Source organism: Shewanella sp. SM32 (assembly GCF_025654235.1).
GTDB lineage: Bacteria > Pseudomonadota > Gammaproteobacteria > Enterobacterales > Shewanellaceae > Shewanella > Shewanella oncorhynchi.
The window spans coordinates 1-21156 of record NZ_JAKKRO010000029.1 but is presented as its reverse complement, the minus strand read 5'-3'; the positions used below and the strand labels follow the sequence as shown (position 1 = coordinate 21156).

The window sequence follows — 21156 nt, the reverse complement described above, 5'->3', positions numbered from 1 at the left end:
ATGTATCTGAAAATAAAATCGTTTATATTGTTCTCTCTCATGGCTGTCTTGCTCAATGGCTGTGTGACTGTAACACCTGATCAACCGATTATCATCAATGGCGCCGCTGGCTATCTAGAGAAGATCCCATTACCTCAAGGCTGCCAAATCATTATTGCCATTATTGATTTGAATACTCCAGGTGTCGTCGTCGCACAAAAAACCTTCAATATCGCCAGAGCACCTGTGCCATTTAAATTTACACTGCCCGCTAAATCGATCGATAAAAGTATCCAATATGGCGTAGTGGCGATGATCAAGTTTCAAGATCAAGTGATCTTCCAAACCTATGACAGGTTCCCAGTTATCAATAATGATAAGTTCACGACAGAAGTGTTAATGAAAGCGGTTATGGCGAATTAACCACTGGCCATAACTGCAATAATATTGTTTTTATATTGATGAAGATTTAGCCCTTTCAATTCGATATTGAAAGGGCTTTTTTGTGGTCAATAATCCGCTTGCTATGCTGTAAATGTGAGATTAAGTATTAATTTGCTCTATACAGGATTAAGAATATTAATGCATAAGTTAGTTAATTTTTATAAGGGGCATCATTTTGTAAAATATTATACAAATACAAAATGCATACAATTTGTTGGTTTAACGTTTCGTTTTTGATGCTCAGATGTTTCAGCTTATGGTATTTTGTGTTTATTTTGTAATTAATGATATTTATAAAAGAGAGTATTTATTTACGGGGATTTATTCTGTTTAACCTAATGCTATTTTTGAGCCGACACTTAAAGGTTAATTTTAACGCTATGATTTAATGTTTATTATTTGTTTTTATCGACTTTATACTACGACTTATCGTTGGGACATAAAACAGTCTGATAAAGGTTCTATGGATTTATTTTAACAAGGTATGAGGTTGTTCATCATTTACTGAATTACGTTCTGTTAATTTGCTGTTTTAATTTGTATCATCGCGTGTTACAAATTGTCGCGATAAAACTCAGTGATCATCATCACAGTAAATTGAATGGTTATTCATAAAAAATGTCAGTTACGGGTGATGTTTTTGGTTGTCGCAGCGTTTTCATGCCACCCAAACCTGAGTTTTATAAATCATACAACTTATAAGAATTAGGGAAGTCACAATGAAAACTAAAATAGCATTAGCAGTGTCTATGGCACTGTTATCGTCGGCGGCAAATGCACAAACCGTATTATCACCTACGGGTGAAACCTTGCAGTTAGATATTCCAAGTGAATTACAAGTCACTTCATTACGCGGTAACGCTGCCGGAGCTGAGGTTAAGTTTGTACCTGAAGCAGATTTAGGTGAGGGTGAATATACTTATATCGTCCGTTTACGCGATAGTTCGGTTGCTAATTACCAAGGAACTATTCCAGGATTGAAAGCGACTAGTTCACAAAGAGTGCAGGTAAACGGTACTTCAAAAGTTGCTGTGAACGGTAAACTTGATGCTTCTAAAGCTGAAGTCAAAAGTTATGTTAGTTATTTGAAAGTAAAACAGAACCGATTTTTAGCTAACGCGAGTGCGGCTATTGGCACCAATCTGCAACCATTAACGACATATCAGTATGCGTTAAACGGTATGGCGGTTCGCATGACTCAAGCTCAAGCGAAGAAAATGGCTGAGTTACCTGAGGTTGCATTTGTTGAGCGCGAGCGTATGGAGCAAATGGAAACCGATGTCAGTCAAGCGCTTATCGGTTCTCCTAATGTATGGGATGGCAGTGCGACGGGCACGAAAGCGATGGGGGAAGGCGTGATCGTCGGTATTATCGACTCAGGTATTAACTCAGATCATGCTTCTTTCGCTGATGTTGGCCAAGATGGCTATGACCACACAAACCCATTAGGTCAAGGCATCTATATTGGTGATTGTAAAACTGATTTCGCGAGCATGTGTAATGACAAGTTGATTGGAGTTCGCAGTTACTCTGAGATAACAAATAACTACGACGATGCAAAAGTGTTTGGTGACACCCCTCCAGCTAAAAATGGTGAGGATTACGGTGGGCATGGTACTCACGTTGCGAGTACCGCAGCAGGTAACATCCTAGTGAATGTGCCTTATGTGCAAGGTGAAACAGGTAAGTTAGAAAGCGATGGCATTGCGACAGGCCTTGAATTTAAACAAATCTCAGGTGTTGCACCACATGCAAACATCATAGCTTATCAAATTTGTAATCCGGGTAATGCGGGCGACACTTATTCTGGCTGCCCGACCGCACCGATTTTAAAAGCCTTAGATGATGCGATTAAAGATGGCGTCGATGTGCTTAACTTTTCTATCAGTGGCGGTGGAAACCCGTGGAATAGTGCGACGGAACAAGGCTTTTTAGCCGCGCGTAATGCAGGGATTTTTGCTGCAGTGGCTGCGGGTAACACACGTGCCGCGACAAGCACGAGCCCTGCGATTAATCAAACACCTTACTCTACGCCTAAAAATGCACCTTGGTATACTTCGGTAGCTAACTCGACTCATAACCGTGACATAGTACGCGCCGTGGAATTTAATGGTAAAAACTATCATTACACTGCTGGTTCTGGTCCGGTTCAAACTGAAGTGCTCAAAGGTGTTCCCCTTTATGCTGGCGCAATCGATGCGACCAATTTTGAAGCCTGTAAACCGTTCCCAGCAGATGCCTTTAAAGACAAGATCGCCGTTTTAAGACGCGGTGTTTGCTCATTCGATATCAAAGTGGCCGCAGCAATGGCCGCTGGCGCTAAGGGTGTGATTGTTTTCAATAGAGATGGTGAAAATAATGCGCGTCTGACTATGTCGGGGCTGGATAAATTGAATATTCCAGCGGTATTTATTGGTGATATTGATGGCTTAGAATTGATTGCTGCTATGGCGGCAAATCCTGCTCTTGAAATCACGCTGTCTCCAACCCCTAAAGTTGCCAGTAAAGAAGCGGATATTTTATCTGCCAGTTCATTGATTGGACCTAATCTGACTAACGATGTACTCGTACCCTATGTTGCTGCACCGGGCAGTGACATCTACGCTGCTTATTCCGACCAACAGTTTGGCCATGATGAAACAGGTACAGATCCTGCCGATTTCACTTTGATGTCAGGTACTTCAATGGCGAGTCCTCACGTTGCCGGTGCTGGTGCGTTACTTAAATCGCTACATAAGGATTGGACGCCAGACAACATTCGTTCTGCGCTAATGATGACGTCAACGACAGCCCAAGCCATGAAAAAAGCCGATGGTAAAACCGTTGCTGATCCGTTTGACGTAGGAGCCGGTCGTATTCGTGTTGATTTAGCGGCAAAAACGGGCTTAGTGATGGATGAAAGTGCCTTAAACTACGAGATTGCTAATCCTTCGACAGGTGGTGATCCACGTAAGCTAAACATTCCAAGCATGGCTGATTCACGTTGTATCGATACTTGTACTTGGACACGTACTGTTACTGCAACGGCTGATGGTAGCTGGACTGCAAAAGGCGTTTCCGCAACGGATAAATTCGCGTTAACTGTGACGCCAGAAAGCTTTAATCTCAAAAAAGGTGAAAGCCAAACGATTACAGTGACTGCGGATGTGACTGACGTCGGTGCAAGTTGGGGCTTTGGTAACTTAGTATTAACGTCCGATACTTTCCCAACGGCTAATATGCCGATCGTAGCTAAGATAGCTAAACGCGATTTACCTGCTTTGGTTAATGTTTCAGCCTCACGTGATGCAGATGAACGTAATTTGGCGCACTTGAAAGCGATTGATCTACCCGGTGTTGCGGCGACAGTGACTGCACTTAAATTAAGCGCTACTTATGAATCAAGTGTGAAACAGGATTCAAATACCGATAGTGCATTTGATGATTTGGCCGATGGCGTAAAAGTATTTAGCTTTAATGTTGAAGATAAAGCTTTATATTTCAATGCATCAATCGGTAATACAACCTCTCCTGACTTAGACATGTTTGTGATACTCGATAAGAAAGACGGTAGCAAGCTTTCTATCGCGGCATCTTCTGCGTTTGGCGGTTCAAAGGAAAGTGTATCCATTAAGAACCCAGTGAAGGGTGAGTATATTGTCGTTGTACAAAACTATCAGGCATCTGCAGCCGATGCGGATGATGCCTTTAGTTTGAAACAAGTAACCTTATATGATGAAGCGGGTGATAACTTAACTGCAAATCTTACGGGTGATCATAAAGATTTCAATGTCAACTTAGCATGGAAACAAGCGATGCTAGTGGGAGATGCTGGCATAGCTATGCTGACGCTGACCACCACTGATGACAAAGTCGCACCTGTTAAAATTCCGGTCGTATTTGAGCGCGTTAGTGATGACGTATTACCTCCTCTAGGCAGTACTGTTTCTGGTGAATTAACACCTGGCACCGCTAAAGTGATGAAGACACGTATCGAAGCGAACAAAACGCAAGAAACCCGTGTTTACACCCTAGAGGCGTTATTACCAGAAGGTCATGAAGTGGCTAATATTAGCCATCAAGGTGCGCAAGTGGGCAATAAGATCACTTGGACTATCGAAATGGCCTCTGCTGCTGCGGCATTAGATGTCACCTTTGACTTAGTGCCACGTAAGGCGAGTCAAGGCAACATAGTGGCATTGACCAACAAAGTGAATAACGACTCGGCTGAAATCTTGAAGCAGGAGTATCAATTTGATGTTCCAGAAGTGGCGCCAGTGGCTGTGATTGAAGCTCCTGCCACTGTCCAAGAAGGTAAACCTTTGTTCATCGATGCGAGCAAGTCGTCGGATGCCAACAATGATCCTTTGACCTACAAATGGACTCAGTTAGGGGGCACCAGCTTTAACTTTGACGCTAATGCGGCCAAGCTTAATCTCGTCGCACCAAACGTGAGTGGCTCTGCTCAGACGGTTTCATTCCAACTGACAGTGTCTGATAACCACGGCAATAAAGATTCAAGTGTTGTGTCTGTATCTGTGACTGAAACACCAGCCAAGAAAGATGATGGTGGTGCCTTAGGTTGGTTAAGCTTGTTGTTGCTACCTTTTGCTTTTGGTCGTCGTAAACAAGGCTAAACCCTCAGAGTAAAATCGGAAGGTTTAATGGTAAGAGAGAAGGGCTGATATTGATATCAGCCCTTTTTGTATTTGCTGGTTTGGGTTAGCGATTTGACATTAAAAAATCGACAAAGGCACGGTCTGCTTGGCTGACGGGGCGCTGCTTTTTCCATGCAATATGGAGGTTTAAAAATACCGGTGGATCGAAGGGTTTGGCTAAAATGTCATCTTTTGAGCTTATCGCCATCTCAAGTACACTGGTGATCCCAAATCCTTGGGAAACAATCTGTTTAATCAGATTAATCAAATTGGTCTCGAAGGCAATATTGGGCTTTTTGCCTAATTCTTTGGCTTGAGAGAGTATCCACTCACGGTGGAAATAACCTGTTTTGAACATCACTAATTCATGATCGAAAAAGTCATGTAGACTCACAGCGCTATGTTCCGCTAAAGGGTGTTCAGCACCCATGGCGATGACCATTTGCTCACGGATCAACAGCTGACTATCAAATTCGGGCTGCAGGTCTTGGGCGGTAATGATTGCAATATCCACTTCTTCCTGTTGCAACATGCGCAGTGCATCCCGCGTCCCGCCTTCAAACAGTGATAGTTTCAACTCGGGGTATTTATGCCGAAAAGCCATTAAGCGCGAGGGGAGATAGAAAGAACCCAGCATGCCTGGCACGGCAATGCGGACCTCTCCCGAGGTGAGATTGGCCATGGCGCGGATTTGCGCTTCGGCCTGCTTAACTTGTTTTAGGATCAAAGTGGCGTGTTGATGCAGGACTATACCTTCGGCCGTGAGTGTGAGCAGTTTATCATTCTTGTTGCTCGTACGATTGACTAAGGTGACGCCGAGTGCGACCTCTAAGCGCTTGATACTTTGACTTAACGCGGGCTGAGCCATATTCAGTTTCTTGGCTGCGGCGGTAAAGCTGCCGGTATTGGCAAGGGCATCTAAATGTTTGAGTTGGCGAATATCCATTAATCGGGCTCGTACTATTTTATCAGTGGCAAGATGTGTACTTTTGGCGCGCTATTTCTATAACAAAAATCAATGATTACGATAGATATTATCTATTATTGTTATGTTATGCCCAGTGATAATCTTTGTCTATCCTATGAGTGATACTTGGTCGAGGCTCCCGTGCAAGCCGTATTAGATACTATGATTGACAATAAACAGCGTGACACCCGATTGATGTGGGCGCTCTGCGTCGCTTCAGTGGTGGTCTATATCAACTTGTATTTAATGCAAGGCATGTTGCCGCTGATTGCGGAACATTTTGCGGTATCAGGCTCTAAAGCAACCTTGATCCTGTCGGTGACCAGTTTTTCCTTAGCCTTTTCATTGCTCTTGTATGCGGTACTGTCAGATCGTATCGGTCGACACACTCCAATCATTGTCAGCTTGTGGTTATTGGCATTGTCTAACTTGCTATTAATCTGGGTGCCGGATTTTAATGGGTTAGTGCTAGTGCGATTGCTACAAGGTGCATTACTCGCTGCCGTACCTGCGATTGCCATGGCGTACTTTAAGGAGCAATTATCACCAAGTACTATGCTGAAAGCCGCAGGCATTTATATTATGGCGAACAGTATTGGCGGGATTGTTGGACGTCTGCTAGGTGGTTTAATGTCGCAGTTTTTATCTTGGCAAGAATCTATGTGGTTGCTGTTTCTAGTGACGTTAGCAGGGGTGGCTTTAGTGAACTATTTGCTGCCTTCACTTGCCGATGCGCAGTCGATGTCACCCAGTAACACTGAGCCTTCCTTATCAAAACGCGCCCGTTTAGCGCAAGATCTTCATGGCTTTAGTCATCATCTCACCGATGCGCAAATGCGTTTGGTCTACGCGATTGGCGGCTTGACCTTTATGATGATGGTGAATCAATTTAGCTTTATTCAACTGCATTTGATGGCTCCACCCTATGAATGGAGTCGTTTCCAAGCCACCTTGATTTTCCTGTGTTATTCCAGCGGCACTATTGCGTCATATTTTACTGCGAAATGGCTCGCCAAATTTGGCCAACATAAGTTGTATCAGTGGTCTTGGTGCGTGATGTTGCTCGGCAGTTTACTGACCCTGTTTGATACCACTTTGACCATTAGCTTAGGTTTTTTAATGACCGCCTGTGGGTTCTTCCTTACCCACAGTTGTTGTAATTCCTTTGTTGCAATGCGGGCCAGTCGTGATCGAGCTAAGGCAACATCACTCTATTTATGCTGTTATTACTTAGGTGCTGCGATTGGCGGCCCTTATTTGATGATGTTTTGGCATGAGGCACAGTGGCGCGGTGTGGTGATGGGATCGTTAACCTTATTAGCTTTGATCGCCTTAGCAATCACCCGTTTGCATTACCATCAAACTCATGTCAAACGGGCGTTAGTCTAAAGCTTAAATATGCCCTTTAGTCATCGGAATTAATGTATTGTTTGCGGTCTAAATCGTATTTACGCATTTTGTCGTAGAGGGTTTTGCGGGGCAGTTCTAGCTGCTCCATGGTCTGCTTAATACTGCCCTTGTTGTGGCTAAGTGCTTCTTCAATCAGTACCCGTTCAAAAAACTCTACCCTTTGTAGCAGGGACATACTCGAGTGCAGGCTTGGAGTATTGCCTAATGTGCCAGCAAAGGCGGCTTCTCCGCCCAGCAGCACAAAGCGTTCGGCGAGATTACGTAACTCACGCACATTGCCTGGCCAGTCGTGGGAAGTAAGTATCGCGTTTTGCTCCGCATTTAAGGCGATAAGCGCTTTGTGATAGCGTGCCGATGCGACGCGGGCAAAGTGTAAAAAGAGTAACGGAATATCTTCACGGCGATCTCTCAGGGGAGGGATGGGCACAGTCACCAGATTTAAGCGATACAACAAGTCTTGGCGAAATTCCCCGGTGTCACACAGACCTTTTAAATCGACTTTTGTAGCCGCTATCACGCGAATATCTAAGTTGATGCTCTTGTTAGAACCTAAACGTTCAACCTTACGATCTTCAAGCACTCGCAGCAGTTTTACTTGCAGAGACAGTGGCGTACTTTCAATTTCATCTAAAAATAACGTGCCACCATTGGCATATTCAAATTTGCCAATGCGCATCTTATCGACGCCAGTAAAGGCCCCCGCTTCGGCGCCAAAGAGTTCACTTTCAATCAGGTTTTCGGGGATTGCACCACAGTTGATGGCGACAAAGTTGGCTTGGCTGCGGCTGCTGTGGTCGTGTAAATAGCGGGCAACAAGTTCTTTACCTGTACCGGTTTCGCCTTCAATTAACACATCCGCAGGCGTATCTATCACTTGCGTTATGATGTGGCGCATACGGTTGATGCCGACACTGTTGCCCAAAATACGAGGGCCCGGTACGCTTTGGCTTTCGAGATCCTTTTTAAGCTTGCGGTTCTCTAAGGTCAGACTGCGTTTTTCTAAGGCGCGTTTAACCACATCGAGTATATGTTCGTTATTAAAGGGTTTTTCGAGAAAGTCGTAGGCGCCTTGTTTTAAGGCATTGACTGCCATGGCAATATCACCAAAACCAGTGAGTAGGACGACGGGGAGATCGGGATCTTGCAGACGGATTTGTTGCATTAAGCTGATGCCGTCTAATTGTGGCATGTTGACATCCGATATCACCATTCCAGCCCAATCTTTATGCAGCAACTTAGCGATACCTTTGGGTTCTGTGGTGGCGAGCGCCTTAATGCCCTCCAGTTCAAATAGTTGAACGAGAACTGTGCCTATGTGCGGCTCATCGTCGATGATGAGAACAGAATAATCTTGAATTGAATTGGGCACACTCATAAAACTAACGTTCCTCGAGCAAGTAAATAGGTAAAATAATCTGGAAAATAGCGCCACCCTCTTCGGCATTGGCAACGTTAATTTGGCCTTGCATGGATTCGATAATGCGTTGTGAAATCGATAAGCCTAGCCCCAGTCCGTGCCGTTCGTTGGTGGTAAAGTAGGGTTCGAAGATTTTCTCCATTTGGCTTTCACGTACACCAGGGCCTGAATCTTGGATACTGATGCAAAACTTATCTTCACTGGTCACGCGGATAACCAATTGGCGTTTAACCGATTGTTGCATAGCGACAATGGCGTTGCTCATAATGTTGACAAACACTTGTTGTAATCTAACTTTATCGCCCCAAACCTGATAGTTGCCGTTGGGTAATTGCACATCGAGTTCAACACCCTGTTTATCAATTGCAGGTTGAACTATGGTCAGGGCTTGCTTGATACAGCGGCCAATATCGGTTGCGCTATCAGCGCCTTGGCTCTTGCGGGTAAAGCTTTTAAATTGCCCAACAATATCGGCTAATCTATCGGTAAGTTCAATAATAATCTTGATATTATCCAGTGCCTTATCTTGCATATCACGGGCGAGAAAAGTTTGGGTATTTTGGGCATAGCTGCGAAGTGCCGCGAGTGGTTGATTGAGTTCATGGTTAATACTGGCGGATAAACTACCGATTACTGTCAGTTTTGCCGCTTGGATCAGCTCATCTTGAGTATCTTTGAGTTGATTGTTGGCCTGCTGTAAGTCCTGAGTGCGTTCTTCAACTCGCTGTTCTAATAGGCTTTGCGCTAGTTGCATTCGGTGTAGATTGCGACGGCGCTCGGCGTTAAATAGGATGCTGAGTGCTAGCAAAAGATAAATACTAGCTGACAGTAACATCAGCGCGGGCAAAGAGGTCAGTAAAGGTTTGATTGGCGCTAAGATGTGTACTCGCCAGCCTGCCTTAGCCATTGATTGGTGGATGTCCATGTATTGTTCATGGTCTGTACCCGTTTGCAGCTGGTAGAGCATAGCTTGACTACCACTTTCATAGGGCGGCTTCATCAACAACTCTCCTATGGGACGTTCAGCATAGCGTTTTGATGCATTAAGGGCATATTGCTTGGCTTGGGTAAGCGGGGTTAGTGATTTTAACCGCCATTCATCGATACTGGAAATAAAGACGATATCTTCAGGATCACTGATAAGGAACTGATACTGACCCGCAATTGCGATACTGGTACTTTGTTGCTCTATGTCGGCAATGTTAACTTTGACTATGATGGCCCCAAGTATGCCTTTACCACCTTGTTGATAAATAGGGTAAGAGAAATAAAATCCGCGCTTATCTGAGCTGGTACCCACTGCATAATAACGGCCTAGATTGCCCGAGATAGCATCTGTGTAATAGGGTCTAAAGGAGTAGTCCTTGCCAATAAAGGAAAAACTTTGTTGCCAGTTACTGGCGGCAATGGCGATACCTAAGGCATCAATCAGATAGATATCGGATGCTTCGGTGACATGCTGAATTTCTTCGAGATATAAATTAAGCTCTTGGACTTTGTCAGGATTCTGCTGGTCGTTCAGGACATTGGCGAGCATTGGGTTAGTCGAGAGCACGTGGGGAATACTTTCGTAGCGCGATAGTGCACCATCGAGAAAACTGACTAATTCCTTTAGTTGTTTCTCCGATTGCTTTTGGATCTCGATTTTACCTTGATGCAAATGCACCCAGTATGTCAGTTTGAGGGTTGCAAATAGGCCTGCAAGTAACACAACGGTCAGAAAGAGGCGTTTCTTGGCCTTAGGCGTCATGGGCAACATGGTGGTTATCCTGATAAAGCAACGGGATCAATAACTGATACTGCGCATAATAAAACAAAGCGAGCCTGACTAGGCTCGCTTAAAATCTATCTGTAATCAAGGGGTAATCTCACAACCTTGAATTGCAGACTAATATCCACGCATCGAATCCAACCATTCAGGTAAGAAGAGTGAAATCTGTGGTACGTAAGTAATCAGGGCTAAGAAGGCTAGCATCACGAGTAACCAAGGCAGAACCGACTGAATCACCCAACCAATACTGCGCCCCGTGATCCCCGCGGTGACAAAGAGATTGAGCCCCACCGGCGGCGTTAGCATACCGATCTCCATGTTCACGACCATTATGATACCTAAGTGGATAGGATCTATGCCTAATTGCGTTGCAATAGGGAACAGAATTGGCGCCATAATGAGTACAATCGCCGATGGCTCCATAAAGTTACCGGCAGCAAGCAACAGTAAGTTAACGATGATCAGGAATCCCCAGGCGGGTAAACCCATGCTAACAATATACTCAGCAATAATGTGAGGGATACGTTCTGTGGTTAATACATGCGCAAATAGCATAGCGTTAGCTATGATAAACAGCAGCATGATACTGACCTTGGCACCATCGCGCACAACATGACGTATGTCTTTGTCGATAGGCGTTTTAATCAGTCCTAAGAACATATGACCTAAGTTACGCGCAGTTGCTTTGGCTAAGTTTTCACCTTGATTACGCCATGCCACGTCTTTTAATGGCCCGATATCACGGTAGCCAAATACCGCAATAAGGTAAGCATATACACAAGCCACAGCTGATGCTTCGGTTGGGCTAGCGACGCCACCATAGATAGAGCCTAATACGATAAAGATGAGTGCTAATCCACCCATTGCCTTGGCACTTGAAATCCCCAGTTGTTTAACGCCAGGAAAAGGACGTGAGGGCAAGTTTTTAAAGCGGGCAACGATATAAATGACGATCATCAATATAAATCCCATCATTAAACCTGGGATTAAGCCTGCCATAAACATTTTTGCAGCCGACACTTCAGTTGCTGCGGCATACACTAACATGACGATTGAAGGTGGGATCAAAATCCCGAGAGTGCCAGAGGTCGTGATCACGCCTGCAGCAAATTTTTCGGGATAACCTGCTTTTACCATGCCGACTATGACGATAGAACCAATTGCCGCAACAGTCGCAGGAGATGATCCAGAAACTGCAGCAAACAGCATACACGCCATAACGGATGCCATCGCTAATCCACCACGGACATGTCCAATACTGTCCATGGCAAAATCGATAATCCGTCTAGCGACACCACCCGTTGATAGGAAGGCGGATGACAGAATAAAGAAGGGGATAGCGAGTAAAGTGTAATGCTCTGATGAAGACTCATACAGCTTGAGTGCAACTGAGGCTAAGGAATCATTCGAGAACAATAAAATCGTCAGCATGCTGGAAAAACCTAATGCGATAGCGATAGGCATACCGAGAAACATACATACGAATAGGGCGGTAAATAGGGTTGCAATAGCCATTATTTAGCCTCCTTTTGGTCAGAGACTGGATCTACTTTAGCGTTTTTAGCGCTCTCATCGATTAAATGCATACTTTCTTTCGCTTCATCGGCAAATTGGAAGCCTGAGACTTGGTCACGCAGAATGGCGATAAAGAGTTCGACGAAACGCCAAGTCAACATAAAAAAGCCAATGATTAAAATACTTTGAGATAACCAAATCGGTATTGCGCCATCTTCAATATCTATTTTTAAAGTGTTCCAAGCAAAATCTGGATCAAGGCTTTTTAATATAAATTGTGGGAAATGAATGTCTTCCATAGGCAAACCGATTTGATACATCTGGCTTAAGTAATCCCAACTGCCTTTTAAAAAGAGTCCGCAGTAGACGATACAAACAAAGGCAGTAATAAGAGATACTATCTTTTTAGCCTTTGGCGCTAAATTTTTAACAAACGCATCGACACCTATATGGGCACCGACTTTAACCCCATAGGACATACCAAATAACACAAACCAACCGCAAAAGGTTAATGTAAGTTCTTGGATCCAAAGAAAACCCGTGTTGAAGAAGAAGCGAGCGACGACTTCTGAAAACACTAGCAGCGTCATCAGAGTGATCAATAAATTGAGCACACCTTCTTCAATATAACCAAATATTCGCGATATCACAGCCATAATCCCCTCGCTGAAATGGCCGCCTAAGCTCGGTTGAGCTTAAGCGGCTATTATCATTATTATTTATTTGCAGCTACAGCAGCATCAATCACATCTTTACCGATTTGATCTTCAAACTTAGCCCAAACAGGTTTCATTACCTCAACCCATTTTTGACGTTCAGCAGGAGATAGAGTTACTAACTGTGAACGTTTAGAATCAAGGATTAACTGTTTGTCTTCATTGTCTTTTTCAGCGGCAATCTTGTTACCTAATGCGATAGATTCGTCTAAAGCTTCTTTGATGATCTTACGTTTGTCAGCAGGTAGACCTTTCCAGAAAGTGTCAGAGGTCACGACCATATAGTCGAGAACACCGTGATTACTTTCAGTGATTTGGCTTTGCACTTCATAGAACTTTTGTGAATAAGTATTTGACCAAGTGTTTTCTTGACCATCGATAGCGCGGGTTTGAAGTAGGGTAAATACTTCAGAGAAAGGTTTTTTCACAGGGATTGCACCAACAGCATCAAACTGGGCTGCTAGAACATCAGATGCCATAACGCGGAATTTCAAGCCTTTTGCATCAGCAGGATTTTTAAGTGGTGTGTTAGATGAGAACTGTTTCATACCATTGTGTAAATAACCTAGACCGACAATTCCTTTACGGCTCATGGAGTTCAGTAATGTTTGACCAGCTTCACCTTGTTGGAAACGGTTCACGGCATCCATATCATTGAATAGGAAAGGTAAATCGAATATTTGTAGACGTTTAGTGTAACGCTCAAACTTTGAGAGTGAAGGCGCGACAAATTGTACGTCGTTTAACAGCAGTGCCGCTAGTTCGTTGTTATCCCCAAATAACTGTGAGCTAGGAAATACACTGACTTTGTATTCACCTGGTAAACGTTGTTCAACGAGTTCTTTAAATTTAAGTGCCATTTGGCCTTTAGGTGTGTTTTCTGCCACTACGTGTGAAAACTTAATTTCAATCGGTTCTGCAAATACGTTAAAACTGGTCGCAAATACGGAGGCAACAGCGAGCATTTTGACTAAGGTTTTGAGTGGACGGGTCAATCCAGTTTGTTGATTCAATATCATCTTGAGTTCCTTTTTCTGTTGTTAGGATTTGTCCTCAGTCTTGGTTAGTTTGTTACCAAGTTTGAGTAGGAATACAGCCTTGATTTCCCTGAGGTCTGTCTTACTAAAGGCAAATACCACGCCAACTTACACTGGCTTCTGTAAGTGTTTGGTTACTAAAGTGTAGTTCATTTGATGTTTGTCACACTTTTAGTTTGGTGGGTGAGATCTCGCTCACAGTGATTTTGTGTTTGGGTGGAAACCCACCCATAGTGAAGATCGGCCCCAAATTGACGGCTCTTGTCGTTGCAGATAAATTAAACAAACTTAGTTATTTTTAGATCAAAAAAAGCCGTAAAAGTATGCGATATAACGATAAATATTGTGGTGAGCTGCTTTAGGAGAAGAAGTGTAGGTGAGATGTGAAGTCTATGGAGGTTAAGTCGATAGCTATCGTAGTCAATCAAGACACAATTCATTTGATGCTGTTAGTCATCCTCTAAAAGAATACGTTTAAGGATAGCATCGCTAGGTAACAAGGCTAAATGGCCTTGTTCATCAAAGTACCAACCAGTAATAAAGCCTTTTTGGCGCATGCTGACGAGATTATGCATGACTTCCCGCGCTTCTTTTAGAGCCGTTTGCTCATCGCAGGCGTGGGTATGCTTTAAATAAGTGGCAATATTGGCAAGAGAAGCGGATTGACTGACGCTGGCCATAATGTTGATCTCCAAAAATGCTAAAGCAGAATGAAATCAGGCTGAGTGTCGATAGTCTTAGTATTTAACGAAGTATAAAATGCCGAACAGCATAATTTATCACTCGCTGATTGAGATCAAGCATAGTTGAGTCAGCGCGCGGGTAAAGTTTATTGGGGGAGGAATATGGTGGTCGCTACTGGGCTCGAACCAGTGACCCCCTCCTTGTAAGGGAGGTGCTCTCCCAGCTGAGCTAAGCGACCTGGGATATAACGTGTGTATTGCAGAATATGGTGGTCGCTACTGGGCTCGAACCAGTGACCCCCTCCTTGTAAGGGAGGTGCTCTCCCAGCTGAGCTAAGCGACCTGGGCATTCTTAAACTACACAATTTTTAAGTCATTCTTCACTAAAGAATGGTGGTCGCTACTGGGCTCGAACCAGTGACCCCCTCCTTGTAAGGGAGGTGCTCTCCCAGCTGAGCTAAGCGACCTGGGAATGACTTTTACACATTAATACATCAAGTTATATGGTGGTCGCTACTGGGCTCGAACCAGTGACCCCCTCCTTGTAAGGGAGGTGCTCTCCCAGCTGAGCTAAGCGACCTGGGATATAACGTTTTGTATTCCATAATTTCTTTGTAGAAAATATGGTGGTCGATACTGGGCTCGAACCAGTGACCCCCTCCTTGTAAGGGAGGTGCTCTCCCAGCTGAGCTAATCGACCTCGCTGTGTGGAGCCGTATTATAGGGAGGTTCGATCTAGTGTCAACGCTTTTTAGTGAAAAAAGCATTGGTCGCGCTATTTTTGTCCACATTGGCTTAATGCTAATCACGCCGCCGATCAAAGTGTTATTTAATTCGCCAGTCAATGGTACGTAATTTGGACGCTCGCGATTAAATACGAGTTGAACTCATCCCATTCACCTGACTTTTTTGTGGTAAAAGTGCTGAGGAAGTGAGTGATTTATAAAAATTAGCGCACTAACAGCATGAGTGCATTGATAGTGTATAGATGCGCGTGTTCGATGGCGCAGATATTTATAGTCGAAGGAATATAGGTGTAGAGATTTAGGGGTTGGAATATAAAGCCTGAAAAATCTTCTCAAGTGTTAGCATTCATCAATGGTGGTGATAGCAATAGTGCCACCTTTATATATCGCTTTATATTGGCTTCCCTATAAAAGGGAGGGATTCGCGACACGATTTAACCAGATAAGTGATACTGTGAAGCTTGTCCCATTTGCAGCGCCTGCTTTGACTGTTAGAATAAGCCCACTTTTTTATCGTGATTGTCTTTATCTAGACGACTTTATATAGGTTAGTGTCCCATTATGACAACTAAGACGCGTTTTGCCCCTAGTCCTACCGGTTTCTTGCATGTTGGTGGTGCCCGTACGGCACTTTATTCTTGGTTACAAGCCCGTGCAAATAACGGTGAGTTTGTATTACGTATTGAAGACACTGATATTGAGCGTTCGACTCAAGCCGCTTGCGATGCGATTTTAGAAGGCATGAACTGGCTAGGTTTGACATGGGACGAGGGCCCATATTACCAAACTAAGCGTTTTGACCGTTATAACGAAATCATTGCTCAAATGTTAGAAAAGGGCACAGCGTATAAATGTTACTGTTCACGTGAGCGAATCGATGCCTTAAGAGAATCACAGGCCGCTAACGGTGAAGCACAAAAGTATGATGGTTGCTGTCGCGACTTACCCGCTCGCGAGACTGATGAACCATTTGTGGTGCGTTTTAAAAATCCAATCGGTGGTTCAGTGGTATTTGATGACCATGTTCGTGGTCGGATTGAATTTTCTAACGAGGCATTAGATGACTTGATCATCGCCCGTACCGACGGCGTGCCAACCTATAACTTCTGTGTGGTGGTTGACGATTGGGATATGGGGATCACTTGTGTGGTGCGTGGTGAAGATCATATCAACAATACCCCGCGTCAAATCAACATTCTTAAAGCATTAGGGGCGCCGATCCCAGAATATGCACACGTATCTATGATTCTAGGTGATGACGGCGCTAAGTTGTCCAAGCGCCATGGCGCTGTTAGCGTAATGCAGTACCGTGACGATGGCTATTTACCAGAAGCACTGCTGAACTATTTAGTACGTTTAGGTTGGTCACATGGCGATCAAGAGATTTTCTCATTAGAAGAAATGAAGCAATTCTTTAAGTTGAGTGACATCAACAAAGCCGCTTCTGCTTTTAATACCGATAAACTGGTGTGGTTGAACCAACACTATATAAAGAGCCTAGATCCAGAATATGTAGCAACACACTTACAATGGCACATGGACGATCAAAAAATTGATCTGTCAAATGGCCCAGCATTAGCTGAAGTGGTCACTGCATTAGCTGAGCGCGCTAAGACTCTAAAAGAGTTAGCCGCATCTAGCCGCTATTTCTATGAAGATTTTGCTGAGTTTGATGAAGCACAGGCGAAAAAGCATTTACGCGGTGTTGCGTTAGAGCCATTGCAACTGGTGCAACAGAAATTATCGGCATTAACTGAGTGGACAGCTGAAGCTATTCATCAGGCAATTGAAGATACAGCGACTGAATTAGATGTGGGTATGGGTAAGGTCGGTATGCCTTTACGTGTTGCAGTAACAGGGGCAGGGCAGTCTCCAGGCTTAGATATCACACTATTTTTAATTGGAAGAAGCCGTTCTGAGCAAAGAATATCCAAAGCGATTGAATTTGTAGCAGATAGAATAAATTCCTAAAAAAACGAGTTGACACTTTTAGGTGCGCTGCATAGAATGCGCCACGCAGTTGAGACACAGTCGAGCAAATGCTTGCTGTGCACTTAAATGTAGTTCGATAGGTTTGGGGTTATAGCTCAGCTGGGAGAGCGCTTGCATGGCATGCAAGAGGTCCACGGTTCGATCCCGTGTAGCTCCACCAAACTTACCGTAGATGTTAAACGGGAACCTTTTCTAGTGAAAAGTTCAAATTAATATGTCCAGGGTCCCCTTCGTCTAGAGGCCTAGGACACCGCCCTTTCACGGCGGTAACAGGGGTTCGAATCCCCTAGGGGATACCAAATATTGGTTCCTAGCAAATAACTAACGTGTTGTTTGGTAAGAACAAAATCTAAATTTCTGCTGATACATATACTGCTAAAGTTAGCTGTGTTGACAAAAATTTGGGGCTATAGCTCAGCTGGGAGAGCGCTTGCATGGCATGCAAGAGGTCCACGGTTCGATCCCGTGTAGCTCCACCAATTTACTGCCTTATTAAGCAGAAACGAAAGTTTAAATTAATACACCCAAGGCATACTTCGCTACTTAGAAGAGGCCTATGAGACCGTAGATGTTAAACGGGAACGTTAAGTTCAAATTAATATGTCCGGGTCCCCTTCGTCTAGAGGCCTAGGACACCGCCCTTTCACGGCGGTAACAGGGGTTCGAATCCCCTAGGGGATACCATCTATATTTTATAGAGAGTGGTTCCTAGCAAATAACTAACGTGTTGTTTGGTAAGAACAAGGCATTTGCTTCCTAGCCTACTGAAGYGAATGTGTTAYAAARCTCGGTTACGAGTTRAAWCATAAGTCCGGGTCCCCTTCGTCTAGAGGCCTAGGACACCGCCCTTTCACGGCGGTAACAGGGGTTCGAATCCCCTAGGGGATACCATCTATATTTTATAGAGAGTGGTTCCTAGCAAAYAACTAACGWGTTGTTTGGTAAGAACAARGCATTTRCTTCCTAGCCTACTGAAGTGAATGTGTTAYAAARCTCGGTTACGAGTTAAATCATAAGTCCGGGTCCCCTTCGTCTAGAGGCCTAGGACACCGCCCTTTCACGGCGGTAACAGGGGTTCGAATCCCCTAGGGGATACCAATTTTAATCAAGGTTTATCGAAACTTTGATTAAAGACAATAAACCACCTCAAGGTGGTTTTTTTGTGTCTGAATTTTGAATATTAAATCGAGATCTCCCCGATTCATTTGCGAGTCATACGCTCCGAGTTATTTGCCGAATTTACCCACCAATTCAAACCACCTAAATAAAAATAAATAATGCTTCGAAAGGCTTACTTAGTGTGGTGAAGTCATTCTGTTCAATCGTGTGATAAGAATTATTTAAGTGTTTTCCTGCTTAACCTTGCGCTAATCCAGAGCTAAAACTCACCTTTCGGATTGTTCAGTGTGTTGGCACTTTGAATGCTGCCACTTTCAATACTGATAAGTTGAATCGTTAATCGCGATTTATCTCTTATTTCCAATCGTTCAACGAGTGAAGTTTGAAGTGAGCCGTTCACACGGTAGCCATTGTAATAGATGAATCGTGTATTACTGCGGTGAATATGAGCGCGAGAAGAGTGAAGCTTTGAGGGAAGAGGGCAGAATTAGGCGGAAACTTATTTGAGATAAAAAAAGCGGCACTCACTGCTGAGTGTCGCTTTTCGTTATTTAACCTTTGGTTTAGTCTACACCTAAGAATCCACCGGTTTGGTGGGCCCATAATTGAGCATAAATCCCGCCTGCGGCGATGAGTTCATGGTGCGTGCCTTGCTCAACGACTCGGCCTTGATCTAATACAATTAACCTGTCCATCGCGGCAATAGTAGAAAGTCGATGGGCAATCGCGATCACTGTCTTGCCTTGCATTAATTCATATAAACTTTCTTGAATGGCGGCTTCGACTTCAGAATCTAGCGCAGATGTGGCTTCATCAAGCAGTAAAATAGGCGCATTTTTTAATAAAACCCGCGCGATGGCGATACGTTGCCTTTGGCCGCCAGAGAGTTTTACGCCACGTTCACCCACTTGGGCATCTAAGCCATGATTACCGTTAGGATCACTGAGTTCCTGAATAAAGTCATAGGCTTGAGCTTGTTTAATCGCGCGATCAAGTTGATCTTCACTGGCACTGGGATTGCCGTAAAGAATATTCTCGCGAATGGTGCGGTGCAAGAGGGAGGTATCTTGAGTTACCATGCCAATTTGCGAACGCAGTGAATCTTGCATAACCATCTTGATGTCTTGATCATCGATATTAATCTGACCTTTTTCAACATCGTAGAATCGCATTAGTAGATTCACTAGGGTCGATTTACCTGCGCCAGAACGCCCCACTAAGCCAACTTTTTCACCTGCTTTAATATTCAAATTCAGATCTTCAATCACGCCAGTCTGCTCACCGTAATGGAAACACACTTGGTTGAAATCAATCTTGCCATGATTGACGACCAGCGCCTTGGCGTTTGGCTCATCTTGGATGATCGTTGTTTTCGATAAGGTGTTCATTCCATCGGTAACCGTGCCGATATTTTCGAATAACGAACTGATTTCCCACATTATCCACTGTGACATGCCGTTTAAGCGCAGTGCTAAACTGACCGCAATGGCGATGGCGCCGACCGTGATTGCGCTATCGGTCCATAGGGCTATCGATACTGCTGCAATACTAAAGGCCAACAGATAGTTGATGATTTGCACGCTGACGCTGATGCCCGTCACTAAGCGCATTTGGCGATAAACCGTGTCTAAAAATATCCGCATACTGGATTTGGCGTATTCGGCTTCTTTCTGTGTGTGGGCGAATAGCTTCACTGTGGTGATATTGGTATAGCTGTCGACGATACGGCCTGTCATGGTTGAGCGCGCATCGGCTTGCTCGGTAGAGACACTTTTTAGTCTAGGCACAAAGTACCATTGCAGACCAACATACAGTGCAAGCCAGACGAGCATAGGTATGACTAAGCGCAGATCAGCGCTGGCAATCATCACCAGCATAGAGGTGAAATACACTAAAATGTATACCAACACATCGAGCAATTTCATCACAGTTTCGCGCACGGCTAAGGAGGTTTGCATCACTTTCGTGGCGATTCTGCCTGCAAAATCATCTTGATAAAACGATACACTTTGTTTAAGCAAATAACGGTGGGCGAGCCAACGGATCGACATAGGATAATTGCCGAGCAAGGTTTGATGCATGATAAGCGCATGCAGTAATACCAATATTGGCATCACAATTATCACCATACCTCCCATCAGCATTAAGGTCGTGCCTTCGTCTTGGAATAAGGTTTCGGGATTTTTTTTCACCAGCCAATCCACTAATTGGCCCATGAATCCGAACAGTGATACTTCAAGCATGGCCAGCATGGCGGTCAGCACTGACATTAAGATCAGCGGCAGTTCGTAGCCCTTAGTATAGTGGCGACAAAAAGCATAAACCCCTGTGGGTGGTTTAGTGGGTTCATCATCGGGTAGGGCTTCAACCCAGGATTCAAATCGTTTAAACATGAATTAACTCTATGGTGAGATAAAAAATAGTCGGCTCTAGCATATACCCAAACAACCTGAAGATGCAGGATTCAGCGGGAATTTAACGCACTTTAGGCAAGGCCATTTATTGCTCCTGCATAAATGGCATTCACGCCATATATGGACCCATCCGGTTTGCAAGACATTCGATATCAATTTTGAGAAGAGTTCATTGCACCCATATATTCGGCCTGTTATTGAGGTATGCCTCTGGCCCTGATGGATATCTGCTTCTACTGTCCTTATCATCCTTGCGGCTTCATTATGAGCCTATGGCGAGCTAAGGTTTTTAGTAGATCAGTCTGACTG

Annotated in this window: 12 protein-coding genes and 11 tRNA genes; 10 read left to right on the top strand and 13 right to left on the bottom strand. The window is 44.2% G+C overall.

Annotated features, from left to right (window positions below; translation table 11 throughout):
• A complete protein-coding gene (locus tag L5M10_RS13115) occupies window positions 1-402 on the top strand; it encodes a YbaY family lipoprotein (protein WP_263255396.1) in 402 nt (133 codons plus the stop codon).
• 740 nt (window positions 403-1142) lie between these two features.
• The gene (locus tag L5M10_RS13110) at window positions 1143-5039 is read left to right on the top strand and encodes a S8 family serine peptidase (RefSeq protein WP_263255395.1); all 3897 of its coding nucleotides are present in this window, start codon (window positions 1143-1145) and stop codon (window positions 5037-5039) included.
• An 85-nt stretch (window positions 5040-5124) separates the two neighbouring features.
• Here the strand turns inward: L5M10_RS13110 and L5M10_RS13105 are convergent, their stop codons facing one another.
• Window positions 5125-6006 carry a LysR family transcriptional regulator gene (locus tag L5M10_RS13105; RefSeq protein ID WP_028761094.1) on the bottom strand — a complete coding sequence of 294 codons (882 nt, stop codon included), beginning with the start codon at window positions 6004-6006 and terminating at the stop codon, window positions 5125-5127.
• A gap of 162 nt (window positions 6007-6168) precedes the next feature.
• On the opposite strand from L5M10_RS13105, the gene L5M10_RS13100 reads away from it, so the two are divergent.
• Window positions 6169-7416, top strand: a complete 1248-nt coding sequence (locus tag L5M10_RS13100; RefSeq protein WP_263186735.1) for an MFS transporter — start codon at window positions 6169-6171, stop codon at window positions 7414-7416.
• Window positions 7417-7432: 16 nt separating this feature from the next.
• Here L5M10_RS13100 and L5M10_RS13095 read toward each other — a convergent pair whose 3' ends face one another.
• From L5M10_RS13095 to L5M10_RS13045, 11 genes are all read right to left on the bottom strand, one after another.
• Window positions 7433-8812, bottom strand: a complete 1380-nt coding sequence (locus L5M10_RS13095) for a sigma-54-dependent transcriptional regulator (protein ID WP_028761092.1) — start codon at window positions 8810-8812, stop codon at window positions 7433-7435.
• Window positions 8813-8816: 4 nt separating this feature from the next.
• Complete coding sequence (locus L5M10_RS13090) at window positions 8817-10613, bottom strand: ATP-binding protein (RefSeq protein WP_028761091.1); 1797 nt, start codon at window positions 10611-10613, stop codon at window positions 8817-8819.
• A gap of 129 nt (window positions 10614-10742) precedes the next feature.
• On the bottom strand, window positions 10743-12140 hold the full coding sequence (locus L5M10_RS13085) for a TRAP transporter large permease (protein ID WP_028761090.1): 1398 nt from the start codon (window positions 12138-12140) through the stop codon (window positions 10743-10745).
• Complete coding sequence (locus L5M10_RS13080) at window positions 12140-12796, bottom strand: TRAP transporter small permease (RefSeq protein WP_173497702.1); 657 nt, start codon at window positions 12794-12796, stop codon at window positions 12140-12142. Before L5M10_RS13080 ends, L5M10_RS13085 begins: the two co-directional genes overlap by 1 nt.
• A gap of 59 nt (window positions 12797-12855) precedes the next feature.
• On the bottom strand, window positions 12856-13875 hold the full coding sequence (locus tag L5M10_RS13075; RefSeq protein ID WP_113941003.1) for a TRAP transporter substrate-binding protein: 1020 nt from the start codon (window positions 13873-13875) through the stop codon (window positions 12856-12858).
• A 467-nt stretch (window positions 13876-14342) separates the two neighbouring features.
• Window positions 14343-14573, bottom strand: coding sequence for a hypothetical protein (locus L5M10_RS13070; protein ID WP_105252063.1), 231 nt, complete (start codon window positions 14571-14573; stop codon window positions 14343-14345).
• A gap of 166 nt (window positions 14574-14739) precedes the next feature.
• A tRNA-Val gene (locus L5M10_RS13065) sits at window positions 14740-14815 on the bottom strand.
• A gap of 28 nt (window positions 14816-14843) precedes the next feature.
• Window positions 14844-14919, bottom strand: a tRNA-Val gene (locus L5M10_RS13060).
• A gap of 48 nt (window positions 14920-14967) precedes the next feature.
• Window positions 14968-15043: transfer RNA gene (locus tag L5M10_RS13055), tRNA-Val, on the bottom strand.
• Between the two features lie 37 nt (window positions 15044-15080).
• Window positions 15081-15156, bottom strand: a tRNA-Val gene (locus tag L5M10_RS13050).
• Between the two features lie 44 nt (window positions 15157-15200).
• Window positions 15201-15276 (bottom strand) — tRNA-Val (locus L5M10_RS13045).
• Window positions 15277-15883: 607 nt separating this feature from the next.
• Between L5M10_RS13045 and gltX the strand changes: the two genes are divergently transcribed.
• The 7 genes from gltX (at window position 15884) to L5M10_RS13010 (ending at window position 18412) form a co-directional block, all read left to right on the top strand.
• The gene (gene gltX / locus L5M10_RS13040) at window positions 15884-17293 is read left to right on the top strand and encodes a glutamate--tRNA ligase (RefSeq protein ID WP_168824307.1); all 1410 of its coding nucleotides are present in this window, start codon (window positions 15884-15886) and stop codon (window positions 17291-17293) included.
• Between the two features lie 105 nt (window positions 17294-17398).
• Window positions 17399-17474 (top strand) — tRNA-Ala (locus L5M10_RS13035).
• A gap of 63 nt (window positions 17475-17537) precedes the next feature.
• Window positions 17538-17613 (top strand) — tRNA-Glu (locus tag L5M10_RS13030).
• Between the two features lie 104 nt (window positions 17614-17717).
• Window positions 17718-17793: transfer RNA gene (locus L5M10_RS13025), tRNA-Ala, on the top strand.
• Between the two features lie 129 nt (window positions 17794-17922).
• A tRNA-Glu gene (locus L5M10_RS13020) sits at window positions 17923-17998 on the top strand.
• Between the two features lie 131 nt (window positions 17999-18129).
• Window positions 18130-18205: transfer RNA gene (locus tag L5M10_RS13015), tRNA-Glu, on the top strand.
• Between the two features lie 131 nt (window positions 18206-18336).
• A tRNA-Glu gene (locus tag L5M10_RS13010) sits at window positions 18337-18412 on the top strand.
• Window positions 18413-18996: 584 nt separating this feature from the next.
• Here L5M10_RS13010 and L5M10_RS13005 read toward each other — a convergent pair.
• On the bottom strand, window positions 18997-20826 hold the full coding sequence (locus tag L5M10_RS13005; protein WP_263255394.1) for an ABC transporter ATP-binding protein: 1830 nt from the start codon (window positions 20824-20826) through the stop codon (window positions 18997-18999).
• Between the last annotated feature and the right edge of the window lie 330 nt (window positions 20827-21156).